Annotated in this window: 27 protein-coding genes and 1 pseudogene; 11 read left to right on the top strand and 17 right to left on the bottom strand. The window is 64.7% G+C overall.

Features of this window, described 5'->3' with window-relative positions; translation table 11 throughout:
• Positions 1–3: 3 nt before the first annotated feature.
• The 7 genes and pseudogenes from EDF57_RS22150 to EDF57_RS22120 form a co-directional block, all read right to left on the bottom strand.
• Positions 4–363 (bottom strand): hypothetical protein, encoded by a 360-nt coding sequence (locus tag EDF57_RS22150; RefSeq protein WP_134095862.1) that lies wholly within the window; start codon positions 361–363, stop codon positions 4–6.
• A 503-nt stretch (positions 364–866) separates the two neighbouring features.
• A pseudogene (locus EDF57_RS22145) lies at positions 867–1,337 on the bottom strand (lytic transglycosylase domain-containing protein); the annotation flags it as partial.
• Entirely contained in the window at positions 1,325–1,909 is a 585-nt protein-coding gene (locus EDF57_RS22140) for a S26 family signal peptidase (RefSeq protein WP_134095860.1), read from the bottom strand. The gene EDF57_RS22140 and the pseudogene EDF57_RS22145, both read right to left, overlap by 13 nt.
• On the bottom strand, positions 1,906–2,136 hold the full coding sequence (locus tag EDF57_RS22135; protein ID WP_134095859.1) for a helix-turn-helix domain-containing protein: 231 nt from the start codon (positions 2,134–2,136) through the stop codon (positions 1,906–1,908). The genes EDF57_RS22140 and EDF57_RS22135 overlap by 4 nt, the downstream gene beginning before the upstream one ends.
• Positions 2,137–2,305: 169 nt before the next feature.
• The gene (locus tag EDF57_RS22130; protein ID WP_134095858.1) at positions 2,306–2,542 is read right to left on the bottom strand and encodes a cold shock domain-containing protein; all 237 of its coding nucleotides are present in this window, start codon (positions 2,540–2,542) and stop codon (positions 2,306–2,308) included.
• A gap of 396 nt (positions 2,543–2,938) precedes the next feature.
• A complete protein-coding gene (locus EDF57_RS22125) occupies positions 2,939–3,844 on the bottom strand; it encodes a HEPN domain-containing protein (protein WP_134095857.1) in 906 nt (301 codons plus the stop codon).
• 120 nt (positions 3,845–3,964) lie between these two features.
• A complete protein-coding gene (locus EDF57_RS22120) occupies positions 3,965–4,285 on the bottom strand; it encodes a DUF736 domain-containing protein (RefSeq protein WP_134095856.1) in 321 nt (106 codons plus the stop codon).
• 839 nt (positions 4,286–5,124) lie between these two features.
• Here EDF57_RS22120 and EDF57_RS22115 point away from each other — a divergent pair.
• Positions 5,125–5,340, top strand: coding sequence for a hypothetical protein (locus tag EDF57_RS22115; protein ID WP_134095855.1), 216 nt, complete (start codon positions 5,125–5,127; stop codon positions 5,338–5,340).
• 426 nt (positions 5,341–5,766) lie between these two features.
• On the opposite strand, the gene EDF57_RS22110 is transcribed toward EDF57_RS22115, so the two are convergent.
• The 4 genes from EDF57_RS22110 to EDF57_RS22095 all read right to left on the bottom strand — a co-directional run bounded on the left by EDF57_RS22110 (position 5,767) and on the right by EDF57_RS22095 (position 9,785).
• Positions 5,767–5,976 carry a hypothetical protein gene (locus EDF57_RS22110; RefSeq protein ID WP_134095854.1) on the bottom strand — a complete coding sequence of 70 codons (210 nt, stop codon included), beginning with the start codon at positions 5,974–5,976 and terminating at the stop codon, positions 5,767–5,769.
• Between the two features lie 213 nt (positions 5,977–6,189).
• Positions 6,190–8,235 (bottom strand): ParB N-terminal domain-containing protein, encoded by a 2,046-nt coding sequence (locus EDF57_RS26090; RefSeq protein WP_243841226.1) that lies wholly within the window; start codon positions 8,233–8,235, stop codon positions 6,190–6,192.
• Positions 8,236–8,337: 102 nt separating this feature from the next.
• The gene (locus EDF57_RS22100) at positions 8,338–8,742 is read right to left on the bottom strand and encodes a DUF2958 domain-containing protein (RefSeq protein ID WP_134095853.1); all 405 of its coding nucleotides are present in this window, start codon (positions 8,740–8,742) and stop codon (positions 8,338–8,340) included.
• Complete coding sequence (locus tag EDF57_RS22095; protein WP_279587454.1) at positions 8,739–9,785, bottom strand: zincin-like metallopeptidase domain-containing protein; 1,047 nt, start codon at positions 9,783–9,785, stop codon at positions 8,739–8,741. The genes EDF57_RS22100 and EDF57_RS22095 overlap by 4 nt, the downstream gene beginning before the upstream one ends.
• Positions 9,786–10,822: 1,037 nt before the next feature.
• Between EDF57_RS22095 and EDF57_RS22090 the strand changes: the two genes are divergently transcribed.
• From EDF57_RS22090 to EDF57_RS22075, 4 genes are all read left to right on the top strand, one after another.
• Positions 10,823–11,344 carry a nucleotidyltransferase family protein gene (locus EDF57_RS22090; protein ID WP_243841225.1) on the top strand — a complete coding sequence of 174 codons (522 nt, stop codon included), beginning with the start codon at positions 10,823–10,825 and terminating at the stop codon, positions 11,342–11,344.
• A 271-nt stretch (positions 11,345–11,615) separates the two neighbouring features.
• Positions 11,616–11,807, top strand: a complete 192-nt coding sequence (locus EDF57_RS22085) for a DUF6771 family protein (RefSeq protein WP_134095850.1) — start codon at positions 11,616–11,618, stop codon at positions 11,805–11,807.
• 1 nt (position 11,808) lies between these two features.
• Complete coding sequence (locus EDF57_RS22080; RefSeq protein WP_134095849.1) at positions 11,809–12,105, top strand: hypothetical protein; 297 nt, start codon at positions 11,809–11,811, stop codon at positions 12,103–12,105.
• Positions 12,106–12,382: 277 nt separating this feature from the next.
• The gene (locus EDF57_RS22075; protein WP_134095848.1) at positions 12,383–12,565 is read left to right on the top strand and encodes a hypothetical protein; all 183 of its coding nucleotides are present in this window, start codon (positions 12,383–12,385) and stop codon (positions 12,563–12,565) included.
• A 45-nt stretch (positions 12,566–12,610) separates the two neighbouring features.
• Here the strand turns inward: EDF57_RS22075 and EDF57_RS25630 are convergent, their stop codons facing one another.
• The 5 genes from EDF57_RS25630 to EDF57_RS26300 all read right to left on the bottom strand — a co-directional run bounded on the left by EDF57_RS25630 (position 12,611) and on the right by EDF57_RS26300 (position 15,319).
• A complete protein-coding gene (locus tag EDF57_RS25630) occupies positions 12,611–12,778 on the bottom strand; it encodes a hypothetical protein (protein WP_166675356.1) in 168 nt (55 codons plus the stop codon).
• Positions 12,779–12,873: 95 nt separating this feature from the next.
• Complete coding sequence (locus tag EDF57_RS22070; protein ID WP_134095847.1) at positions 12,874–14,136, bottom strand: Y-family DNA polymerase; 1,263 nt, start codon at positions 14,134–14,136, stop codon at positions 12,874–12,876.
• A 6-nt stretch (positions 14,137–14,142) separates the two neighbouring features.
• Positions 14,143–14,592 (bottom strand): translesion error-prone DNA polymerase V autoproteolytic subunit, encoded by a 450-nt coding sequence (gene umuD, locus EDF57_RS22065; RefSeq protein WP_134095846.1) that lies wholly within the window; start codon positions 14,590–14,592, stop codon positions 14,143–14,145.
• Positions 14,593–14,691: 99 nt separating this feature from the next.
• Positions 14,692–14,988 (bottom strand): hypothetical protein, encoded by a 297-nt coding sequence (locus EDF57_RS26305; protein WP_347876964.1) that lies wholly within the window; start codon positions 14,986–14,988, stop codon positions 14,692–14,694.
• A gap of 25 nt (positions 14,989–15,013) precedes the next feature.
• The gene (locus tag EDF57_RS26300; protein WP_347876963.1) at positions 15,014–15,319 is read right to left on the bottom strand and encodes a hypothetical protein; all 306 of its coding nucleotides are present in this window, start codon (positions 15,317–15,319) and stop codon (positions 15,014–15,016) included.
• A 279-nt stretch (positions 15,320–15,598) separates the two neighbouring features.
• Between EDF57_RS26300 and EDF57_RS22055 the strand changes: the two genes are divergently transcribed.
• Positions 15,599–16,123, top strand: coding sequence for a MucR family transcriptional regulator (locus tag EDF57_RS22055; protein ID WP_134095845.1), 525 nt, complete (start codon positions 15,599–15,601; stop codon positions 16,121–16,123).
• Between the two features lie 278 nt (positions 16,124–16,401).
• Here EDF57_RS22055 and EDF57_RS22050 read toward each other — a convergent pair whose 3' ends face one another.
• Positions 16,402–16,920: a DUF2285 domain-containing protein gene (locus EDF57_RS22050; RefSeq protein ID WP_134095844.1), complete on the bottom strand. Its 519-nt coding sequence runs from the start codon at positions 16,918–16,920 to the stop codon at positions 16,402–16,404.
• A 450-nt stretch (positions 16,921–17,370) separates the two neighbouring features.
• On the opposite strand from EDF57_RS22050, the gene EDF57_RS22045 reads away from it, so the two are divergent.
• From EDF57_RS22045 to EDF57_RS22025, 5 genes are all read left to right on the top strand, one after another.
• Positions 17,371–18,144: an autoinducer binding domain-containing protein gene (locus tag EDF57_RS22045; RefSeq protein ID WP_134095843.1), complete on the top strand. Its 774-nt coding sequence runs from the start codon at positions 17,371–17,373 to the stop codon at positions 18,142–18,144.
• Between the two features lie 75 nt (positions 18,145–18,219).
• Positions 18,220–18,837 (top strand): acyl-homoserine-lactone synthase, encoded by a 618-nt coding sequence (locus EDF57_RS22040; protein ID WP_134095842.1) that lies wholly within the window; start codon positions 18,220–18,222, stop codon positions 18,835–18,837.
• Positions 18,827–19,741: a phytanoyl-CoA dioxygenase family protein gene (locus EDF57_RS22035; RefSeq protein ID WP_134095841.1), complete on the top strand. Its 915-nt coding sequence runs from the start codon at positions 18,827–18,829 to the stop codon at positions 19,739–19,741. The genes EDF57_RS22040 and EDF57_RS22035 overlap by 11 nt, the downstream gene beginning before the upstream one ends.
• Positions 19,738–20,334 (top strand): GntR family transcriptional regulator, encoded by a 597-nt coding sequence (locus tag EDF57_RS22030; RefSeq protein ID WP_166675354.1) that lies wholly within the window; start codon positions 19,738–19,740, stop codon positions 20,332–20,334. The genes EDF57_RS22035 and EDF57_RS22030 overlap by 4 nt, the downstream gene beginning before the upstream one ends.
• 104 nt (positions 20,335–20,438) lie before the next feature.
• Positions 20,439–20,558: a benenodin family lasso peptide gene (locus tag EDF57_RS22025; protein ID WP_134095839.1), complete on the top strand. Its 120-nt coding sequence runs from the start codon at positions 20,439–20,441 to the stop codon at positions 20,556–20,558.
• Positions 20,559–20,609 lie beyond the last annotated feature (51 nt).

The following is a 20,609-nucleotide window of genomic DNA, read 5'->3' as shown; positions in this document are numbered from 1 at the left end:
CCCTCATCGCAAGGACGCATAGGCTTCGCGCGCTTCACCTTCGCTCGCACATTCGCGCCGCGCCATCAGGCCGTGCGCGCACCCCTCGCCGTCTACGATGCTGACTGCTGCAAACCAGCGCCCATCGAGCCGGCCCAGTACGGCCACACGGTCCAGTTCGGCGTCTGCATCGTCCGCATCCTCCCAAGACCCCAGCCACCGTTCACAAACCCGTGCATCCCACACAAAATCGCATTCTTCCGCCTCCAGAAACCGCGCTGCCAATCCGCTTGCCGCACCGCCCCCGAACTCGATCTCGAGCCCTGCCACCAACTTGTTCATGACCTGATCCACCGCAGCCGAAATGTTCACGTAAGCAACCATGATAGCCTCCTTCGCCTAAGCATCCCCGCTGTTCGAGGACCCTTCCCGACCGACGGTTGGCGCGGTGGCTGTCAGGGCCGCGCCGGCTTGCCGGTGCGCCGCGAAGCGGCGGCGGAGGAACCGATTTTGTTGCAGGAGAACAAACAAAATCGCGCGCGAAGCGCGCTCATTCGCTGCAGCAAAATTGGAGGGGCCGCCGGCCTTTACAGCCGCCGCAGAGACCGTCACGCTGGAAAGACCGAGAGAGGTGTTGACCTCTCCGCCCCGCGCACTGCCCACGGCTGGGCTCTGACCGAAAAAGGCCGGCGGCACCGCATCACGTTTGCTCAGGGCACTGCACGGACGGCAAACATCGGGTCCACGCCAATGCCCGTTCCAGGCGCCGTATCCCCGCCGTTCAAAGCCCCGCCGCCTATGGCAATGAACATCGCGTGCTGAGGAGATGCGTCGATCGGACGGACCGGAACAGCCGGGCATTCGTCCCCGCTCCTTTTCATGCCGCACGACACTTGCGCAAGGTAGCCGCGTGTCTCCGCAGGAAGCGGCCCGGCGCCCGCGAGGTATTTCTCGTAGCGCGCGGGCCCGGCATTGTAGGCTGCAAACAGGCCGGGATAACCGAAGCGATCGTATAGCAGGCGAAGGTAGTATGTGCCCGCTAGGATATTGTCGCGCGGATTATCGGGGTCCTTCCCAAGTCCCAGTTTGCCGCGCATTTCCGCCCAGGTGCCGGGCATGAGCTGCATCAGCCCGATAGCGCCCTTGGGGCTTCGGATCGGACGACCTCCCATCTTAGTGCGCCCCCTGCTTTCCGCGCGTATCACTTGCCGGATCCAGCTTTCCGGAACCCCGAAGCGAACAGATGCCTCGGTCATATGGGCAGTCCAGCGGCCGACCTCATCCGCATGAAGCGGCGCGGCGAAGAAGATGGATACGATGGCCGCCGCAGCGCCGTTCCTGTGCCTCAGCGCGCCCATATCAGCCTCGCAGGACCGATGATCTGCGAAGCGCTCGTCACCCCGAAGTAGCGCCCGTCAAACGAATTAGGATTGCTCGTCATCAGCAGGAAATACTCGCCGGATTTCAGCCTGCGGCAGCCCTCCCACCAGGGCATCACGCGCCCCTTTCCATCGCGATCGAGGCGCCGGGTCAGCGGCTCTCCGTTGCGAAACACCTCAGGGCCAATCGCGCAGATCTCGTCACCGGGACCTGCTGTCACGCGCTTCACCAGCGGCACCCGTACCGGCAGATATCGCCGGGCAGCAGCAAAGCCGCGCCACGGCTTCGGAAGCCGGGCAACGACCATCATTCCAGGCGAGACCGGACTGCCCGGGTAGACCAGCCAGAGCCCGAGCGGCGCGCTGGAACTGGCATTCCATACGAGGCGCGGTGCTGGCGGAAGCGCGATCGTCAGCGTCAGTGCCGCTGTCATGACGGCGGCCGCATAAGCGGCGCGGCGTCGGCGGCCCCGCCCTGCCCGCACCCGGCGCAGCGCGTCTCCGAAGGCGCGCAGCGGCGCCTCTGCCGCTGATGTCCGGATCCTGCTCATCGCTGGAACGCCCGGCCGGAATTGGCCTCGCTCCAGGCGTCGAGATCGTCGATATGGTACTGGACGAAGCGGCAGTGACGCCGAAAGATCGGGCCTCCGCCGTTGCGACGAAGCTGCTTCAACAGGCGGCTGGAAATCTTGAGATAGGCCGCTGCCTGGTCGGTGTTGAGGAAGGGGGAGCCGCGCTTTGCAAGCTGCGCCCGTTCGATATCGCTGGAGTGTTCCATGATGTCCCTGCCACGTTGTGCTGGGCGGCACCGCGCCGCCCGCGAGGGACACTCGATCTGGAACACAATTCCCCGGTCAGGCAGGGTCGGAAACGGCTATAGCCGATTCCGACCCCCCACCTGCCAAGGTTCTCGGAGGCCGCAATTTCGCATTCCATCGCGCACAGGGCTAGCGCGGCGGCGACCCGATTTCCTCGCCGTCGATGGGTTGCAATTCGGTAGCGGAACGCTTGCCATTTCGAGCACCCAGGACGCGGAAGCGCAGCCGTTGCCCGGTGCAGATTGTTTGCAGTCCCGAGGCAGAAACCGCATCCATATGGACGAAGAGATCTACACCGTGATCGTCCGGCGCAATGAATCCATAGCCTTTTACTGCGTTAAAAAACACGACTCGCCCTGTCGGCATTGTTTCCCCCGGACCACCCGCCTAATTTGATCGCGCTCGGGGTAACAGCAGTCAAGATCATTAACTTTTAGGTGCTGGTCAAAACGGCACAGATACTATGCGCACTCGTGATCACAAGGATTTCATAACGACGCAGGACTGCTGACCGCTGCCACCGCAGCGCGGTTGAAACGATCATTAGATCCGCCGTCTGGGCTCGAATTCACCGGTCCGATGGTATCAGAGCAGCGTTTCGAGGGGCGAAGGACTGACAAGTCCGGCAGATCTCGCGCGCGCTGGCGAACACAACCATTGCGACACACCTCAGTGCCGAACCGAAAATGCATCAGGGCTTTTGACGATCAATCAGACGGTCGTCTTGAGCCGGAAGGTGTCGCAGCACGGTTCATCGCACCGCTAATGCACGGACGGCGCGATACGCTGCTCGGCGAGAGCTCTGACTTCGGCGTGAAGCATCTCGACACGCTCCACGATCCACTCGAGTTCCGCGTCCCGGATCTTGTAGTGCGGCGAGTACCGGGCCTTGACATAGGCTTCGTGCAGAAGCTGAAAACAGCGGCGCGTGAACTTGCTGTCGCGCGACCAGACGGGGATCAGGTCCCGCGCCACATCCTCGGCGCGGCTGCGGAGAAACTTGATGTTGTGCGACTTTGGCGAGTACAATTTCGTCACCAGCAGGACCGTGTGGTATGCATGCTCCGTCGCCTGGTGGAGCAGGAAAGCAGCGCGGTTGTTCCATCCTGCCCCGATCGCCATCTTCGCGAGAGCGAGAAACTCTTCAGCACTCGTGAACCACTGCTTGAAGTGCACTTCTGCCTCATCGCGCACGATGGCGGGGTCCAGCGGCTTGGGGACGGTGAAAGGCTGATCGCCAAGCTCATAGAGCGCGATGCCGTCGCGCACGGCATCGACGAAGAACGGCCTCCCGCGCGAAAGCTGGAAATTGACGTCGGCCATGCTGTGAACCGCAAGCCCGACCATGGCCGACAAGCGCCTGGTTATGACGTGCTCGCGCATGAGGTGGTCATCGCAGCGCCCCCAATACTCGACCTGGTCGGCAAGCCGCTCGTCGTTGACCACGACGAGAATGTCGTAGTCCGAGAAGTATTGGCCGGCCGGATCCTCGATCCAGTCTCCGCGCGCGTACGAACCGTAGAGGATCACTTTCATGATCCGGCCCTGCTTTTTCCAGTTCTGGGTAGCGAGTGAAAGCACGTCTTCGAATTCGGCAAAGATGATCTCGAGAATGCGCGCAAGATCGGCGCGCTTTCTTTCCGGAAGGTGATCGAGATCGGTCTTCATAGCCCGCTGATTCTAGACGAAATCGCGCTTTCGGCAACCGTTTCCCGGCGCGAATATCGCTTAAATATGACGGGCCGGCCGCGAAAAAGCCCCGCGCCCGGGGGCGCGGGGTAGCGGTGTTCAGTCCGCCGGATTCCAGATGATGGCGAAGGTGTCCCCGTCGTCCTGGCCGGCGGCGCGCCCGAGATTGGCGTAAAGCCGCCGGGGTCCGAATTCCGGAGCGGCCAGGCTCAGCGAAACGTAGTCGTTGCCGGAAGTTTCGCTGCGGCGGATCCAGCCTGCACCGACTTCGGCCCCGCCGCAGGTGACGCGGTAGTCCGGCTGGGTATCGCTGGCCTTGCGGCTGTTGGGCGAGATCTCGATCTCGGTGCGGATCGAGAGGGTGCGAAGCTGGCCCTTGAAGCTGCGGCCATCGCGGGTGACATATCCGATTGCAGGCATCTTGCGTCTCCTTGAAGCATTCGCCAGGAGCCATTTCCGGGCGATGGGCAGACCTTCGGGAACGGTTGCAGCGGGCGCCCGAACCTACAGGCCGAAGCGCAAGCGAAGGACCGGAAGATCGCGCCTTATTTGAGAGCGAAGCGGCCGCGAGGAGCCTGCCCTGGCAGGCGGGGAAATAAGGGGCGGTCGATGGTTTCGGGAGACCGCGACCGTTCCAGGTCAATGCCCCGACCAGCCGGGAATGGCCCCAGGGCGCATCTGCTCCAGGAGACAGACTTGCCGCTCGGATCCGTGTCCCCCGCGAGGGCCGCAGCCAGCGGGGCCGACGTTTCAGCACCCTATCCGCAACCGGTCAAGGCCTGGCTCCCAACAGCCGCCAGGACAGCGCAGCGCCGCGCTATCGCTTTCGCCAGCGGGCGCCATGCCGGGCTGCAGGCCGGGTCCGCCGCCAAACTCGCCGGTACTGCCTGTACGGCGCGGCCAGGCCCGGGAAGAACGCCCCCGAAGCGCCGAGCAATCCTCGATCGGCGCCGCGGACCAGACGGCGGCAGGAAAAAGCCAGTCCGATTTGAGCCGGACCTGGCCGGTGACCGCCACCGGGCGCCGGTTGTTCCGAAACGCCGCTGGACTGACCGCACGGCGCACCAGCGCTGTTGCATTGGAGCGTTGCAACAATGCTGCCATAATACCGGGATAATGGCCGCGCTCGAAATGCGGAGAACCTGGCGTGTCTCTCCGGACGTCAGCCATGAAGAGACTACCTCTTTTGGATGAATTGCGCTGAGGGAAATGAAATGGTTTTGGCCCCTCAAGAGATAAGCATCCATGGGAAGATGGACATGAAAGTCTATACGCTCAAGTTCAGGCTGGACGATCATCACGAGGGCGCGAGCGAACACTTGCAGTTCGAAGCGCCAGACATGATCCGCGCGCTGCTCATCGCCCATGAGCGCGCCGCCCGGCGCAGCGCCGAGCTGTGGGATGAGGCGCGCAAACTCTGCACGATCCGGCGCGACGAGGATCGGGGGCAGTCGCTGCGGGCCCAACAGGCCTGAGCCATCGGAATGGAAAAAAGGATCATCCCGGGGGCGAGATGATCCTTTTAACTCTGAGCGGCCCGAACAAATAGGGGGGCGTCAGGCCGCACGGCAGCGCCTAGAACGAACTGCGCGCGACGGGCAATGGCCTTCGCCGCAACCCCTGGCGGGCATGCGGCGGGCTGCCCGCTCAGCAGGCCGGGCCGCCGCGCCGACTCGTTTGTCAAATGGATTTGGGCCTGCCGCGACGCGCTGGTCGGCAGCGCTCATACCGCAACGAGAGAGGCCGTCCCCCGCAAAAGGGACGGCCTCTGTTGGCGGCGCGGGGGGGAGGGATCGCCGCCAGAGCTGCTTGGGGACACGCAGTCAAAAAGTAAGCGTCCGGCCGAAGCGTTGGTTCCCTCGCCGTGTCCAGGCCTGTGCCTGGAGCCGATGGCGCGGCGTTCAGCGATGGCGGGTCGTTGGGGCTGTTTCGCCGCAGAGCGAACAGATCTCGCGCCCACGCTCGAAACCGCCCAGCCCTGCCAGTTCCCTGGCGATCCGATCGGCGTGATCCTGGGCAGCAAGACCCAGCGTCAGGGCGATGCAGCTGTCGCAAACAGGCTCCGGCCCGAGGCGTGCGATCAGCTTCTCGATGTCCTGAAGTACCGTCATTGCTCGCCCTCCCTCATGGCGCACCAGCGGCGCAAACCTCGTGCGCCGCCAGAGCTCGAACCGTTGGGACACCGCGATGAACAATTGATTTAAGCCCGAGGCCCGCGCCTTGCAAAGGCACGGGCCGCGGGCGAAATTTATTTCAGGGGGCGCGATTTCAGGGGGCGCGTCAGCAATCCCCGGAGACGGTCCCGCCGCCCCCGGGCATGGTCCTCAGGCAGCCTTCCGGTCGCCGCAAGCCTCACCCTCGGCTTGACCGCCACCGGCAATGCCGTCGGGATCAGCGCCGCCACCGTTATCTGCGTCGGCATCGACGCCGCCATCGGGGTCCGGCTCCAGCGCCGCAAGGGCGCGGTCATGGGCGAGGACCGTGCCGACCCCGCCCCGCGCCGTGTAGGTCGAAGGCGGGAACGCCATCCAGCGCGGCACCCAGCCTTCTTTCTTCTCGCGGCCGCCCTCGCCTGCAAGGTGGGCGCGAATGATGGCTTTCAACGCCTTGCCCTTCTCCCTGGCGTTGGCAGCGGCGATCTGCGGTCCGGCCACTTCCGCCACCATGGCGAGCAGCACCTCGCGGTCGCGGAGCGTGTCGAGGAAGGCCTCGTCAGCCTGCCACCAATCGGCCATGCCAAGGCCGACGAGGGTGCCCAGCGCTTCCACTTCCGCGCTTCCCGCAGCGAGGGTTTCGCCCATGACGAGGGCGAGCACTTCCAGCACCTCGGTGTCTGGGAGCGCGACCAGCCGGGCCAGCAGCGCGCAGAGGTTCCTGCGCGCTCCTGCCATGGCGTAGCCGGTGCTGCCGGTAAGACTGGGTTCGTCCTCGGGGAGGCCGAGAGCCGCAAGCACGCCGCGCCGCCGCTCATCGAACACCGCCTCGGCGCGGCTCACTTCGAGACTGAGGCGAATGGCATCGCTTTTCACGGCCTGCGGCTCTGCCGTGACACGCCACAGCGTCGATCCGGCGATGGCGTGAGCCACCATCAGGCGCAGCGCGATCCCCGGGCTGCCCTGAAGCTCGGCGCGCAGCGCGGCATGACGGTGGAGATCGACATAGGTCTGCGTAAGCGAGGTCAGTTCCGCGCGCGCGGGCTTCGCGGTCATGCCATCGTCCCCGCCGGAGGCTGCAAGCTCGGCCCTCGCTATCCGCGCCGCGTCCTTGCGGCTGAGATACCCTTCGTGGATCACCACTTCGCCATTGCCGCGCACGTCGAGATAGACGTGTCCGCCTTTTCGCTTGGCGACCTTCTCATGCTCCCATGCGTGGAAATGCGTGTCGGGCGGCATCACGAGGACATCGGCCCAGCCTGCTGCGAGGAAAGCGGCGCGCCGCTCTTCCACGGCCGCATTCTGCAAGGTCCAGAAGGCGGCGCAGTCCGCGAAGAAACTGTCATCCCCGAACAGGTCCGCGATCACGGCCAGCTTGCTTGCCCCGACATCGAAGAGGGCATGGCACGTCGATATCGACGCGCCGCCCAGCAGCCAGGATTTAAGCTGATAGCCGCGCGGCGCATAGGCGTTCTCGTCGTCCATGAGCGCAAGCCATGCTTTCTGCTGGCTCCTGGAGGCAAGGGTCAGGTGGCGCACGGTGGCGGCGTCGATTTCCTCGCGGCGATAAAGGTCGCGAATGCGCGGGAGGAGGTTGCCGAGCGCGAGGATGCGCCTGACGGCAAGGTCCGGCAGACCGAACGTCAGCGCAATATGCTGCGGGGTCCGCCCCTCCCTGATCAGGCGCGTGAAGCATTCCCAGCGGGCGACTTCGTCCGGATCGAGGCGGGCGATGTTCTCGATGAGCGAGGCCTCGACCGCGCTGGCATCGTCGTCGTCGTCGAGGATCGCGCAGGGCATGAGGGCGGTATCGGCCGCGAGCCTCGCTGTCCCGGAAGCATCGGGAGCGAGAACACCGGGATCGCCATTATCGGGACCAAGATCATCAGAGGCGCACTGGGCGAGGCCGTCAGCGCCTTGCGGCGTGGTTCCGGTTCCGGCCGGGTTCCCGGGATCACCGCAACCGGCGCGGGCAGGTTCTGCCGCGCGCTCCGCTGCCACCAGAGTGGCGGCATGGAATCGCCGCGCGCCCGCGACGATCTCGTAGCTGGCTTCACTGTCCGGCGCTGCAGCGCAGGGCCGCACGAGGATCGGCTGAATGACGCCGCGCGAGCGCACGGTCGGCAGGATATCGGAAACATCGGGCACCTTGCGCGCGTAGCGCATGTTGGCCTTGCTGACGGTGAGGTTGCCAAGGGGGATGAATGCGAGTTTCATGGGTCTGCTCCTGAATGAGCGCCGGTCCGTCCATGTGGTGGATCAGGTGGGCGGACCGGCTTTGAGGTGGGCAGGAAACCGCCTGCCCATCGTCTGATGCCGCTATCGCGGCAGAAGCCTGATCGCTGCCGGGTCCTCGCGGGTGAGGCGGTCCAGCAGGGCAGCGGCATCCGGGATCGATCCGGCGAGGCGGGCAGCCTCGGTCCAGACCGACAGCCGGTGCCGGGTGGTGAACACGAGATCGCGCGCGATCCTCATGCCCAGCGGCAGGTCGATCGCCTCGATCTCGCGCAGCGAGAAGATGCCGAGTTCGGGGGAGCCGAAGCCAAGGTCGGCAAGCCCGTAGAGGGTATCGCCGTCGGCATAGAGTTCGCTTGCCAGCCAGACGGCGCGGCCCATGGGATTGAAGAGGCGCACCAGCGGAAAGGGATCGAAGCGCGGGTTGATGACGCCGTGCTCGAAATTGGCCGTGAGCAGCGAGCGGATGCCGTTCGAAAGCAGGCTCATGACACCGCCCTCCCCTCGCGCGCAGGCCGGGCAAGCGGTGCGGGCGTCTCCAGCCCGCGCGACATGTCATCCGCGATTTCCGCCTCTGCTGCCCAATGGCGGGCCAGCAGCCAGTCGGCGGCCTTGCTGGCCATGGAAGCGGCGCGGAAGATCGCGCGGCTGTCCTCGCGCAGCACGTCCAGCCATGCGCCGATATAGTCGGCATGGCGCACGGTGGGCACGATGCCGAGCGAAGCGCAAAGGAAAGCCGAGCCCATTTCCGCGACGAGTTCCTCGCGGGCATAGTCCTTCGACCCGAAGCGGTTGGTGAGGTCGCGGGCCAGCCTCGTCCCGTGGCCGGTGGCATGGGTCAGTTCGTGAAGGCAGGTCCGGTAGTAATTGATCTGATCTTGGAACGCGCACTGCGGCGGCACCTGCACAAAGTCCGCGCCGGGAGAATAGAACGCCTTGTCGCCGCCGATCCGGAAATCGACCCCGCTTGCGGCAATGAGCGCCTCGCCCACGGGCACGATCTCGCGCTCGGGAAGCGGGACAGGCTGCGCCATGAACCCCTCGGGCAATCCCTCGCACTGCTCGACATTGAACACCGTGAAGCGCTTGAGGAAAGCGATGGACTTTGCCTCGCCGCCGTTTTCGCGGGCGCGCTCGCGTTCCGTTTCCGGGGTGAAGCGGTCGGCATAGACAACGCAGGTGCCATGCTCGCCCTTGCGCACGTTGCCGCCTGCCTCGAGCGCCTGCCGGAAGGTGAGCCAGCCTTGCGAGGGCCAGCCCCGCATGGTGACCTCGCCCCACAGGATGAGGACGTTGATCCCGGAATAGGCGCGGCGCGGCAGGGCATTGCGCGGCAGTCCGGGGGCAGGCCCTGCCCCGCAGGCCTCGCTGCTCCACGGCTGGACCCACGGCACCCGCCCCTCTTCGAGCTGGCCCACGATCCGGGCCGTGACCTCGTCATAGAGCGATGCCCGCCCTTCCCCGCCCCCGCGGCGCTGCCGGGTACGCTGATTGTCGCGCCCGCCCCCCTTAGGCTGACGCCCGCCCTCCACGCGCGCCGCCGCGCCGCCTGCGGAACCGCCCCCGGAGCCGTCCCCGAAAACGCTTTCGATACCGTCCCCGCGATCGCCGCCGGGATTGCCTCCGAGGATATCCCCCGGGTTATCGGCGGACTTGTCCACAGGGAGGTGCCACGGCGTATCACCGCGCTCCGAGGGGTTCGGGGAAGCACTGCCGCCACGGGAACAAGCTGCACTGCGGACCTGATCTTGCGACCTCGCGCCTTGCGGGGTCTTGCGATTGCTGCGCATGTCTCACCTCCTGCGCCGCCTTGAAAAACCCACCATGGGCCTCCCCGGCAAAGGCGGGGGTGGGCGGCACGGACGACCGACAAGGCCCGCCTCCAGGCGGCGCCTGCACCCGCAGACACGCCCGGTCGCTTGGCGATCGGGATGGCCAGGGCCGGAACGAAGTGGAGGAGCCCCGCGCGGTACGCGCGGGCTTGCAGGGGCCGGCGGCGGGCCTAGACGGGCGGCGAGCCCACCCCCGGCTTTGCCCGGGAGAGGCTCACAAATGGTGCCGCGCGCGGGCGCAGCACGCGCGCGTCTGCATCCGGCCGGCCTGCCCGGCCGCCTAGCGCCAGCGATCGTGGCCATGAGGACGAGACCCGCCCCGCGGGGCTCGGTGCCGCCGCGCGGGATCGCAGGGCGATCAGCCCGCCCGCGCGCGGCATAGAGCGCGGTCGCGCCGCCCGGCGCGAGGCGCAATGCCGGCGGTGCAAAAACCGGCGCGTTTCATCGCTACTGACCGCGGGGCCGATAGCATGTTCCATCGCTACCGGCCGAAGGCCGATACCGGAGGGAAACACGATAGCTCGCGGCGAGGCAGGTGTCCGTGCTCGGATACACGGAAAAGCCGCGCGGCCAGGAGGCCCATTCCCAGACGGCTCGGAGTTTCGTAGCATCCCTCGATGCTATCGTCCCTGCGCCCATGTTCCGTCCCCCCATCCCCTGTCCCCCCATCCCCTGGCCAACCATCGCCCGTCTACGCATCCCCCGTCCACACATCCTCCGTCCAGCTGTGCTCCATCTTGCGTGCCGACGCTCTCCGCTGGCACCTGCTGGGAATAGTGGAGACGCTTTGCCTGCCGGACTGCTGGATCGGTGCAGGCTTTGTCAGGAATGCCGTGTGGAACCACCTTCACCAGGGCGCCGTTGCTGCGCCCGAAGGCGACGTCGATGTGATCTGGTATGATCCCGATTGCACGAACGCTGCAGAAGATCGCAGGCTTGAGGATCATTTGAAGACGCTGGAGCCTGCGATCGCCTGGTCAGTGAAGAACCAGGCCCGGATGCATCGCCGTAACGGGGATTCTCCTTACACTTCTGCCACCGATGCCATGCGCTACTGGCCGGAAACGGCGACCGCGGTTGCCGCCAGACGCATCGGGCTGGATGGCTGTGAAATCGCAGCCCCTTACGCCCTTGATGACCTCTTCAATCTCGTGTTGCGGCCAACGTTCCGCTTTCGCGCCGAAAAACGCGCCGCCTACGAGGATCGGATACGGTCCAAGGGCTGGATTGGCGCCTGGCCGCTTCTCACAATGGCGTGAACCTGGTTCAGCCCTGAAACCGAGCAAGGGTTCTTGGCCGGAGCGCAGACCAGTCTCGCGGCCGCGGAACATCCGATCCGGTCGCGTCGCGGCCCGTGCCACTGCGGCGCGGCACATCCGCTCGCCATGCCTGCGAGCCGGCACCCGTGGGCCCGGCCTGCCCGGTCAGGAAAGGCAGATACCTGCCCGCACCGGCCCCATCCCCCATTGCCGGCAGTCCGGCGCAAACCTGCCGATTGCCGATGTTCTTCTTATGTTCTATACTCGAGCCATGGAACGAATCGACCCCCAGCAACTCTCGGAGGCCATCCTGACCGCTCCTGCGTGGGCCCGGGTCGGCATCACCATGCCTGACGCGCGCATGCGCGAGCGAGCTGCCAGCGAACTGGCACAAGCCATTGTCGAGAAGCTCGCCGATTATCCCGGCATTGCTCACCCCGACCAGCTCAGGCTCTTCCCGTGACGTGAGCCCGAACATTTCCTTTCAGGATCTGGACGACTTTCTCGAACAAAAGGCCAATCTGGAAGCAGTGTGCGGCACCTGCGGGCACCGGGGCGTCCTCGATGCGGCAAAAGTCTACCGCTGGTTCCTGTGCCATGCCTGGAATACTGCAACGGCAGTCGCTCACCTTCACCTGAGATGTTCCAAGTGCAAAGGCCGTCCAGGCTCCATCCGCCCCTCTTCCAACGTTCCGGACCGGCCGCGATGGATGTCCTCGCAGCAGGACTGGTCGAACCTGACCCGGCGCCTGCGAAACTGACGCCGCCCTATCATTTTTCTGCACCACGGTGTCTGGAGCCGGCGGTCCGCCCGGACGCTGCGCGTCCGTATCAGGCCAACAAGCTGGCCATAATTTAAATGAAATGGCGCACTCATCTCGGCGAGTGCCAATAGGTTTCCATGCCCATAATAGAAACCGGCACATCTTCTCACACGGCTTTCACAAATCTGAAAAACCATGTAATTAAGGAGAGGAAAGGTAAGCGTAAATAGGCGCGAATAAATGCGTGATGCCGCTTGCCATTTGGGAGAAATCGATGCGCGAGCCGCATAGCCGTGATGGAATGCGCCACGATTTGACGCCGGGCCGGCTTGAGGACGAGATCTGCGAGACGGACAGCCTGGCAAAAGCGCAGCAAAAGGCCGCCGATGCCGACCGTTTGCGGCGCAGGCCGCCAGGCCGCGGCATGTCGCTTCCGATCCCGTTCTTTCGCAACTGAGCCATTAAACGGCAGCCGCCGCCCCCCGAGACCTGATGTCCAGGCTTACCGCTTGACGGCAGCCACGCTCGGGTGTTTTTCGATATGCACGACATTCGCCGCAGCGTAGACAGCGATCAGGATCGTCAAAGCGACGACGGCGACCCGCAGGAGCGTTTGTCCTGCGCGGCCGGGCATCGGGGTACGGCGCGCCAGCGCCCTTCGTTCACGCATCGATATGCACCTCATGGGCCCTGTGTCCTGGACATCTGCGGTCCAGTGCGGCGATAATCGCATGCGGGGCCTGGAAGTTCCAGACCTCTTCAGGATTACCGCGCGATCGGCACCTGATCGATCCGCGTGGTCCACGAGGGGCTCTTGAAGGTTCGCCGGGTATCGTAGGCTTTCGCGCCCATGCCTTCGGACCCCAGGCGCAGGGTCTGCCGCCCGAACTTTCCATTGATCTCGTCAAGCGCGGCCAGCAAGGCGGGAGACCTCGTGTCCACCCCGGCGAACATGTCGAGCTGGCCCCTTGCCTCTGCCTCGAGCCCTTCAAGCATCACGCCGCACTTGGTATAGACGGCGCCGGGCTCGAACATGGCCTCGGCCATGCGCCCTGCCATGCCGGCAATCACGCGCGGATCGTTGGAGGCAGGAGAAAGGCGCCCGGTCCGCGTGGCGGAAGGCGCACCCGGCTTGAAGCGATTACCATGCGCGAAGGCAATCAGCCGGCTTGCCTCCAGCTGCTGGCCCCGGATCTTCTCGGCGGCGCGGACCGCGCGCCGAACCATGGCCTCGCGCAGCGCCTCGCGCTCACGCACCGGTTCGCCGAAGCACCGGGTGACGGCAGTCGACTTGAGCGCAGCGGGTTCAGGCTCGAACCCTGTGCATTCGGTGCCGCCCAGTTCGCGCACCAGGCGCTCGAGCACGACGGTCCCCACATCGCGCGCGACTTCGGGAGGCAGCGCGGCGAGATCCGCCGTCGTCCTGACGCCAAGCGGGCGCAGCCGCCTGGCCATGGCAGGACCGATGCCCCAGACCTCCTCGATCGGCCAGGCCGCGAACAGCCGGCGGCGCAGGCCTTCATCGTGAAGGTCGACGACGCCGTTCCAGACCTTCTCCGAGGCCTTGGCGAGCGCATTGGCCACCTTGCTCAGCGTCCGGGTCGGCCCGAGACCGATGCGCGTGGGCAATCCCACCGAGCGCTTGACCGCCGCGCGCACCCGGTGCGCCATCTCGACATCGCCCAGTCCGCTCGGCAGCACCGGCAGCCGGAAGAAGGATTCGTCGATCGAGTAGATTTCGACGGTATCGGTGAACTCGGCGATGACGGCATTGAAGCGGCGGTTCATGTCGGCATAGAGTTCGTAGGACGAGGAGCGGTACTGGATGCCGTGACGCTCCACGATGTCGCGGATCTTGAACATCGGCGCGCCCATCTTGATGTGGAGCGCTTTGGCCTCGGCCGACCGGGCAATGGCGCAGCCGTCGCCGTTGGAAAGCACGATCAGCGGCACGCCGCGCAGCGAGGGGTCGAACACCCGCTCGGCGCTGCAGTAGAAATTCTCGATATCGAGGATAGCCCAGGACACGGGCGATCAGGCCTGGAGGTTGCGCACGCTGGCGCGCACGACGCCCCAGACCTCCACGGTCTCGTCGGCGACGACGGCCTCGTAGCGCATCTGGCTGTTGCGGGCCTCGAGCGTGGGGACCCCGTCCCGGAAAGCGAGCTGACGCACGACAAAGCCGCCGTCGACGACGGCAATGACGATGCGGCCGTGCACGGGCTTTGCATCGCGGTCGACCACGACGACGTCGCTGTCGAAGAGCCCGACATCGATCATCGAACTGCCGCTGACCCGGAACACGAAACTCGCCGCCCGGTCGAGCCGCAGCAGCTCGACAAGATTGATCGCCGATTCCTCCCAGTCCTGCGCCGGCGATGGAAAGCCGGCACCGGCCGCGCCGACGACGCGAAGCCGCCATTCGCGGGGCAGCTCGGCAAGCGGCAGGGGAATCGAGGGGGGCAAGGCGAAGCCGGTGGACATGACCCCCCATAACGCAAACAGGAACAACATGGGAACAGGTTAAAAACAAACAATGAACGACAAACCTGATCCACGAAAGCAACCGCTTGTTTCGCGGCGTTATTTTCTCCGCAGGCGCTCCGCCCACCGCGCCCGGAAGACCGGCGCGCGCAAGGTCATCCGGCCAGCCCCGAAGGACCGCTGCAAGGAGACGATCGCCGCGTAGCAGCCCTGCAGCCAGGTCGTCAGGTCCTCGGGGCGAGGTATCGTGATCATGGCCCTGGGGTGGGCCGGCCCTATCAGCTTGGTGGGATCGCAGGTCACCGCCGTGAAACCATGGCCCGCAGCGGTTCGCTGCCAGAGACCAGCGGCGGCAAAGACCGGCTGATTGCGCGCGCCAAGCCGCATCTCGCCCATGAGCGGCGGCCCGAGATCGTGCTTGTCAGGGATGAACGCTCAGAACCGGGTGAGCGGGACGGGGCAGCGGCTCTCCGGCAAGCCGCCGCCGCTGAGGCTTTTCGGGCCGGCGTACATTGGTCATCGGCCAGGCCGCCGGCCTGCCGGGCACCTCCCGGGACATTCCGTCCCAGGCGCGTTTCGCGAGCTCTTCGCGGATCACGTAGTTGCAGCTCCCAGGGCACAGCTCCTGCAGCGCGAAGGGATTGCCGCGCGGGCGCGCGGTGAAGAGCCTCCCCGCGGATCCGAACAGGGTTTCCGGCTCGCCCAGCAGGCGCGCAGGGTTGCACATGTCAGTGCCTCTCCTGTCAGCGCTCACCAGCTCCCACCCTTAGATGCGCGCGGCCAGCAATCGCCCATTTACCATCCCCGTTCTAAAAATCGAAGTGTCGCATCTGCGGAAAAGATCGTGAGGCTTGGCGAGCGGCAATCATATCCGAACGAATTAAGCACCGAAACGCTGCAACCGCACATAACCCAAGACATACCCGTGCCAAGCACTTGCATAAGACGGTCGGCGGTGTTTGAATGCGCCGGACAATAACACGAGAATTCGGGTAGCTTAAGCACAATGGCCGACGAAACACTTCTGGTCCTAGCGACCGATATCATCTCCGCGCATGTAAGCCACAACAAGGTGGCGTCGGATAGCCTGCCCGATCTTATCAGCGCGGTCTACGGTTCGCTGGCCGGCCTTGGCAAGCCCCCCGCGCCGGCCGCCGAAGCGCGTACACCGGCCGTCTCGATCCGTGCATCGGTCAAGCCCGACGCCATCACCTGCCTCGAGTGCGGCAAGAAGTTCAAGACGCTTCGCCGCCACCTCGGCACAGATCACCAGCTCACGCCTGACGAGTACCGCAAGCGCTGGAACCTGGCGTCCGACTACCCGATTGTGGCGCCCGACTATGCCGAGACGCGCAAGCAACTCGCGGTCAAGATCGGACTTGGCAACAAGCCCAACAATCGCAGCGGGCGAACGGCGGGCCAGCCGGCGGCAAATGCCGCCGAAGACGTTTCGGTGACGACCGAAGCGCCCGCAGCAACAAAACCTGCTGCCCGTAGCCGCAAGAAGCTCGGCATTGCAGCCGGGGCCTGAGCCAGGCGAGCGGCACGGACCGGTTGGCGATTTCGCAATATCACTCTATGTCGCGCGCGGTCCTCGCCTCTGAACAACCTGGACCTGAGGGCGGGCGCCCGAATTGGATGCTCGCCCTCCCCAGCTCGCCCCAACAGCGATGTCCCGCGCAAGCCGGGTGCATCATCGCCATGCGGCGGCACTCATGGCCGGCCAAGCGATCCCGCGCGCAATGCGCACATTGAAGCCGGCCTGGAGTTTGCTGGGACATACCCGCCGTGACGACCGGAAAGAGACGGTTACGACAGGTTATTTCCCAGCATGAGTCCTCTGTAGCCGCCTCGTGCCATGGCATTCGCTTCGGCAATCAGGCGGCGCACACGCGAACGCAGCGACCCCGCGCCGTCCTGCCAATCCTCTTGAACTCTACTCGTTCCATAAAGCGCAGCCGCCAAGTCCCGCTGGCTTGCCCCATCTGCAAGGCCGTCGTGGACACGCAGCACATCGATCCACCGTGCCATGCGTGGGTCCGGCGGAAACAGGGAACTCAGGAACCGGCGATGGCGGCCAAGGGCGACCAGGCGCTGCAAGGGAGGAAGTTTCGGCCCGGCTGCCTGCAGTCCGCATAGCCGATAATGGAAAGTGACGGGACCCGCCAGCAAGGTCCCGCTGCGAAGATCGAGGCGGATGCGGCGAAGACCGTCACTGATCACGGCATGTTCCCGCCTGTTCCTGCCAGGAACGGATGTCACCATGCCTGCAAAAAGGCGCGGATCGAAAGCATCGGGATCGCCCTCTTCTGACTTTACGGCATCCACGAGCAATGTTCCTGGATCGAGATCGGCATGCCAGATGAGCCGCGCCCGGGGGGCAGCGACTTGCGGATCCTCGGCAAAAGTGAAGCCCCCATTTGCCGGGGTTACCGATCGGAGCCCCGCGCGTAACCGTGCTCGCCTTCGCGTGCCAGGCCATGTAGCCGGTATCGCGGCGAAGCCACTCCCACATCAACCCGGCGCGATCGATGCCCAGAAGCGATCGGTACTTCCCCGCGCAGCGCCAGCCGCCTTGCAGGGGCGCGCCGTCCGGCGTCAATGGCCGGCACCCGGATCCGAACTTGAGCATGACAATTCTGTTACAAACAGATGCTTGCACGCAAACCCAAGACAAATAATACTAACTGCCAGTAAATTCGCGACTCGCGCCCGAATTAAGAGCGGGCAGCGATGCCGCACAGCATCTGAAGGAACGTTCCGGCGCAGTTCTGCGGCTTGAGACGCAGCGCGGGAGCGGCAGGTCTCATGCATGTAAACTCCGCTTTCGATGATTTTGTACGTGCCGCCGATTCTGTAAAATCGCTTGATGAACTTCAGCTCGTCCTCGAAGAAACGGCCACCCGTCTGGGCTACGACTATTTCGCGCTTACTCACCATGTCGATTGGCGGCGCAATGTCAGCGGAGCCATCCGCCTGCACAATTACCCAAGCAGCTGGGTCGACTTTTTCGACGAGAACGGGCTCGGCACTATCGACCCGGTACAACGCACCAGTGAATTTGCCGGTTTCGGCTTCCGCTGGGCAGCGGCGAAAGCAGGTTGGAGCGAGCGCGACAACTATATCCTCGCGCTGGCCGAAGGCCACGGGATCCGTGACGGCTACACCGTTCCCTTCCAGATGCCGGGCGAATTCTTCGGCTCGTGCACTTTCGCGGTCCGCCCGGGCAAGGCGCTGCCGGCCCCCAACCTCACGCTCACGTACCTGATCGGGCGCTATGCTTTCGAGGCGGCGCGGCGAATGGCAGGACCGCCCGGTATCGTGACCAGGCCCGGCACCCGTATCCTCACCGATCGCCAGCACGACGTCACTGTCCTTGTTGCGCGCGGCATGACCAACAAGGAGGGAGGCCGGCACCTGGGCATCAGTCCCTTCACGTTCCGGGAGCATGTCAGCGACATCTACGAGCGGCTCGGTGCACATGATCGCGTATCCCTGACCTTGAGGGCAATACTGAACTGCGAGATCAACTTCTCCCAACTTCTTCCGTAAGACTACCCTACACCTGTAGGGTGCCATCGAGCCCGATCGAGCGGCACTGTTGCAACCTCTTCAAGGAGGATTGCGATGATATATCTTGTCAGAAACTTGCCGGAACGTGCCGAGGACGTGATCTTGCGCAACATGTTCATTGCCAGGAAAAAGGTATTCGTGGACCTTCTGGGATGGGACGTGCCGGTCCTTGCCGGATGCTATGAGCTGGACCAGTTCGATACGCCGGATGCGACCTACATCGTCCTGGCCGAGGCGGACGGCGGCCACCGGGCATCAGCGCGTTTGCTCCCCTCGGAGCGGCCGCATATCCTGAGCACGCTTTTCCCGGAACTCTGCCGCGACGAGATCCCGAGCGGCGTCTCCATCCGGGAGATCACGCGCTTCTGCCTCGATCCCTCGCTCGGCGCGCGCGGACGGCGCGCAGCGCGCGGTGAACTTGTTGCGATGCTGGCCGGACACGCGCTGAAGTACGGGATCACGCATTACACCGGCGTGGCGGAGGAAGGATGGCTTCGGCAGATACTCGGCTTCGGCTGGCGCTGCCGGCAGCTGGGCGAAGTCCGGCAGATCGGTCGCTCTCGCCTCGGCGCCGTGCTCATCGATATCGACGAGGACACGCCGATGCTGCTGGAGCGGGCCGGTATCGGCGCCTGCGCCGAGCTCGATGGAGTATCCGTCCATGTCCATTGAAGCCGGCATCGCGCCATCACCGCCACTCGCGAGCAATATAGCGAAGGAACTGCAAACCTGCGGATACAGCGTGATCCGCGGTGCAGCGTCGCCAGAACTGATCCGCTCGATCGAGCGCGACCTGGCCCCGGCGTTCGAGACGGCGCCGTTTTGCCGCGGCGGCTTCTACGGAGAACGCACGAAACGCTTCGGGAGATTGCTGCTGCGCTCGGCGCTCACCGAACGGCTGGTGCTTCACGCCGAGATCCTGGCGGCTGCGGAAGAAATCCTTCGCCCCTGGTGCGACACCATTCAGCTCAATCTCACCCAGGGACTATCGCTGCATCCCGGCGCGCTGCAGCAGTTTCCCCACCGTGACCAGGACATGTGGCAAGGGGTCAAGGGAGAGGTCGAATATCTCGTGAATGTCATGTGGCCCTTCACACCGTATGAAAGGGCGAACGGGGCGACCCTGATCTGGCCGGGCAGTCACGGCGCGGCGGCCCTCGCCGCGGAAACCGGCGACCACCCGCTTGCGATCGAACTCGCGCCCGGCGATGCCCTGGTGTTCCTGGGCTCGACACTGCACGGCGCCGGCGCCAACAGGAGCACGACCACCAGGCGCGGCATGATCGTCAGCTACTGCCTCGGCTGGCTGAAACCGTACGAAAACCAGTGGCTGGCCTATCCTCCGGCAATAGCGCGGCGGTTCGGTTCCGAGTTGGCGGCCCTGGTCGGTTACCGCCAGCATCGGCCCAACCTCGGAAATTACGAAGGCCTGTGCCCCTCGGTGCTGCTGGGACCGCATCCCCCGAGCCTGCCCGGCGCAACCGATGCGCTGCGCGGCGAGCAGAGCGACGCGCTCAATTCGTGGATGGCAAGCCAGCACGCCGCGCGCGGATCCGGGCAGGAAGGCGTTTCGTGAATGCCGGCATCACGGCCGACACGGTCTACGAAGACCTGAAGGCATTGGTGCTGTCGGGCACGATCCGGCCAGGCAGCCGGCTTGCGCCTCACCGGTTGGCCACGCGCCTGTTCGCCGGCGTCACCCCGATCCGGGAAGCCCTGCTGCGGCTCACCGGCGAGCGCCTCGTGGAAATGAAGGTCAATGACGGTTTCCATCTGCCGGGCGTGACCGAAAGCAGCCTGCGTGACCTTTATGCCTGGAACGAGGATGTCGTTCGCCTTTCGATGCACCTTGCGGGCAAGCGCGGATCCGGTGAGCTCAGCATCAGCGACGATACGGAAGACGTCGCGAAGGTTTTCCAGGCGCTCGCGGCAGCGTCCGGCAGCCAGGAACTCGAAGCGCAGATTGCCGCCTGCAACGACCGGTTGGCGAGCTTGCGTACCGCCGAGACAGAAGTGTTCGAGGACTGGCGCAGCGAAGCGATCGAACTCGGCCGCGAGCTTCGCGTCATCAGCCGGGAGAGCGCGAGGACCATGCATGTCTATCATACCCGCAGAATCAAGAATTCCGCAAAGATAATGATCGAATTATTGAACACTCCAGACCTATAGATTCAATAATCGCAATATATATATTTTATATATTTTTTTATAACCCACCCTCCGACTTATCCTTCCTGGCGTCGCAACATTGCGGCATTCAAGAGGAGAGTGTCATGGAACGTGAAAATGACGTCATCGAGCTCGGCACCGCAACCGCCGAGACCAAGGGGCCCATCGGCTTCGTGAAGGACGTGGTGCTCAATCAGCCCGAGGCCGCTCTGACCGACGACTGACGATAGGGATGCGCGGCTTCGGCCGCGCATCCTTTTTCGTACGGCGAAACC

This window comes from Novosphingobium sp. PhB55, from assembly GCF_004368805.1.
Taxonomy (GTDB): Bacteria; Pseudomonadota; Alphaproteobacteria; order Sphingomonadales; family Sphingomonadaceae; genus Novosphingobium.
Note: the sequence above shows the minus strand (reverse complement) of the source record. Positions and strands in the feature narration are given on the sequence as shown.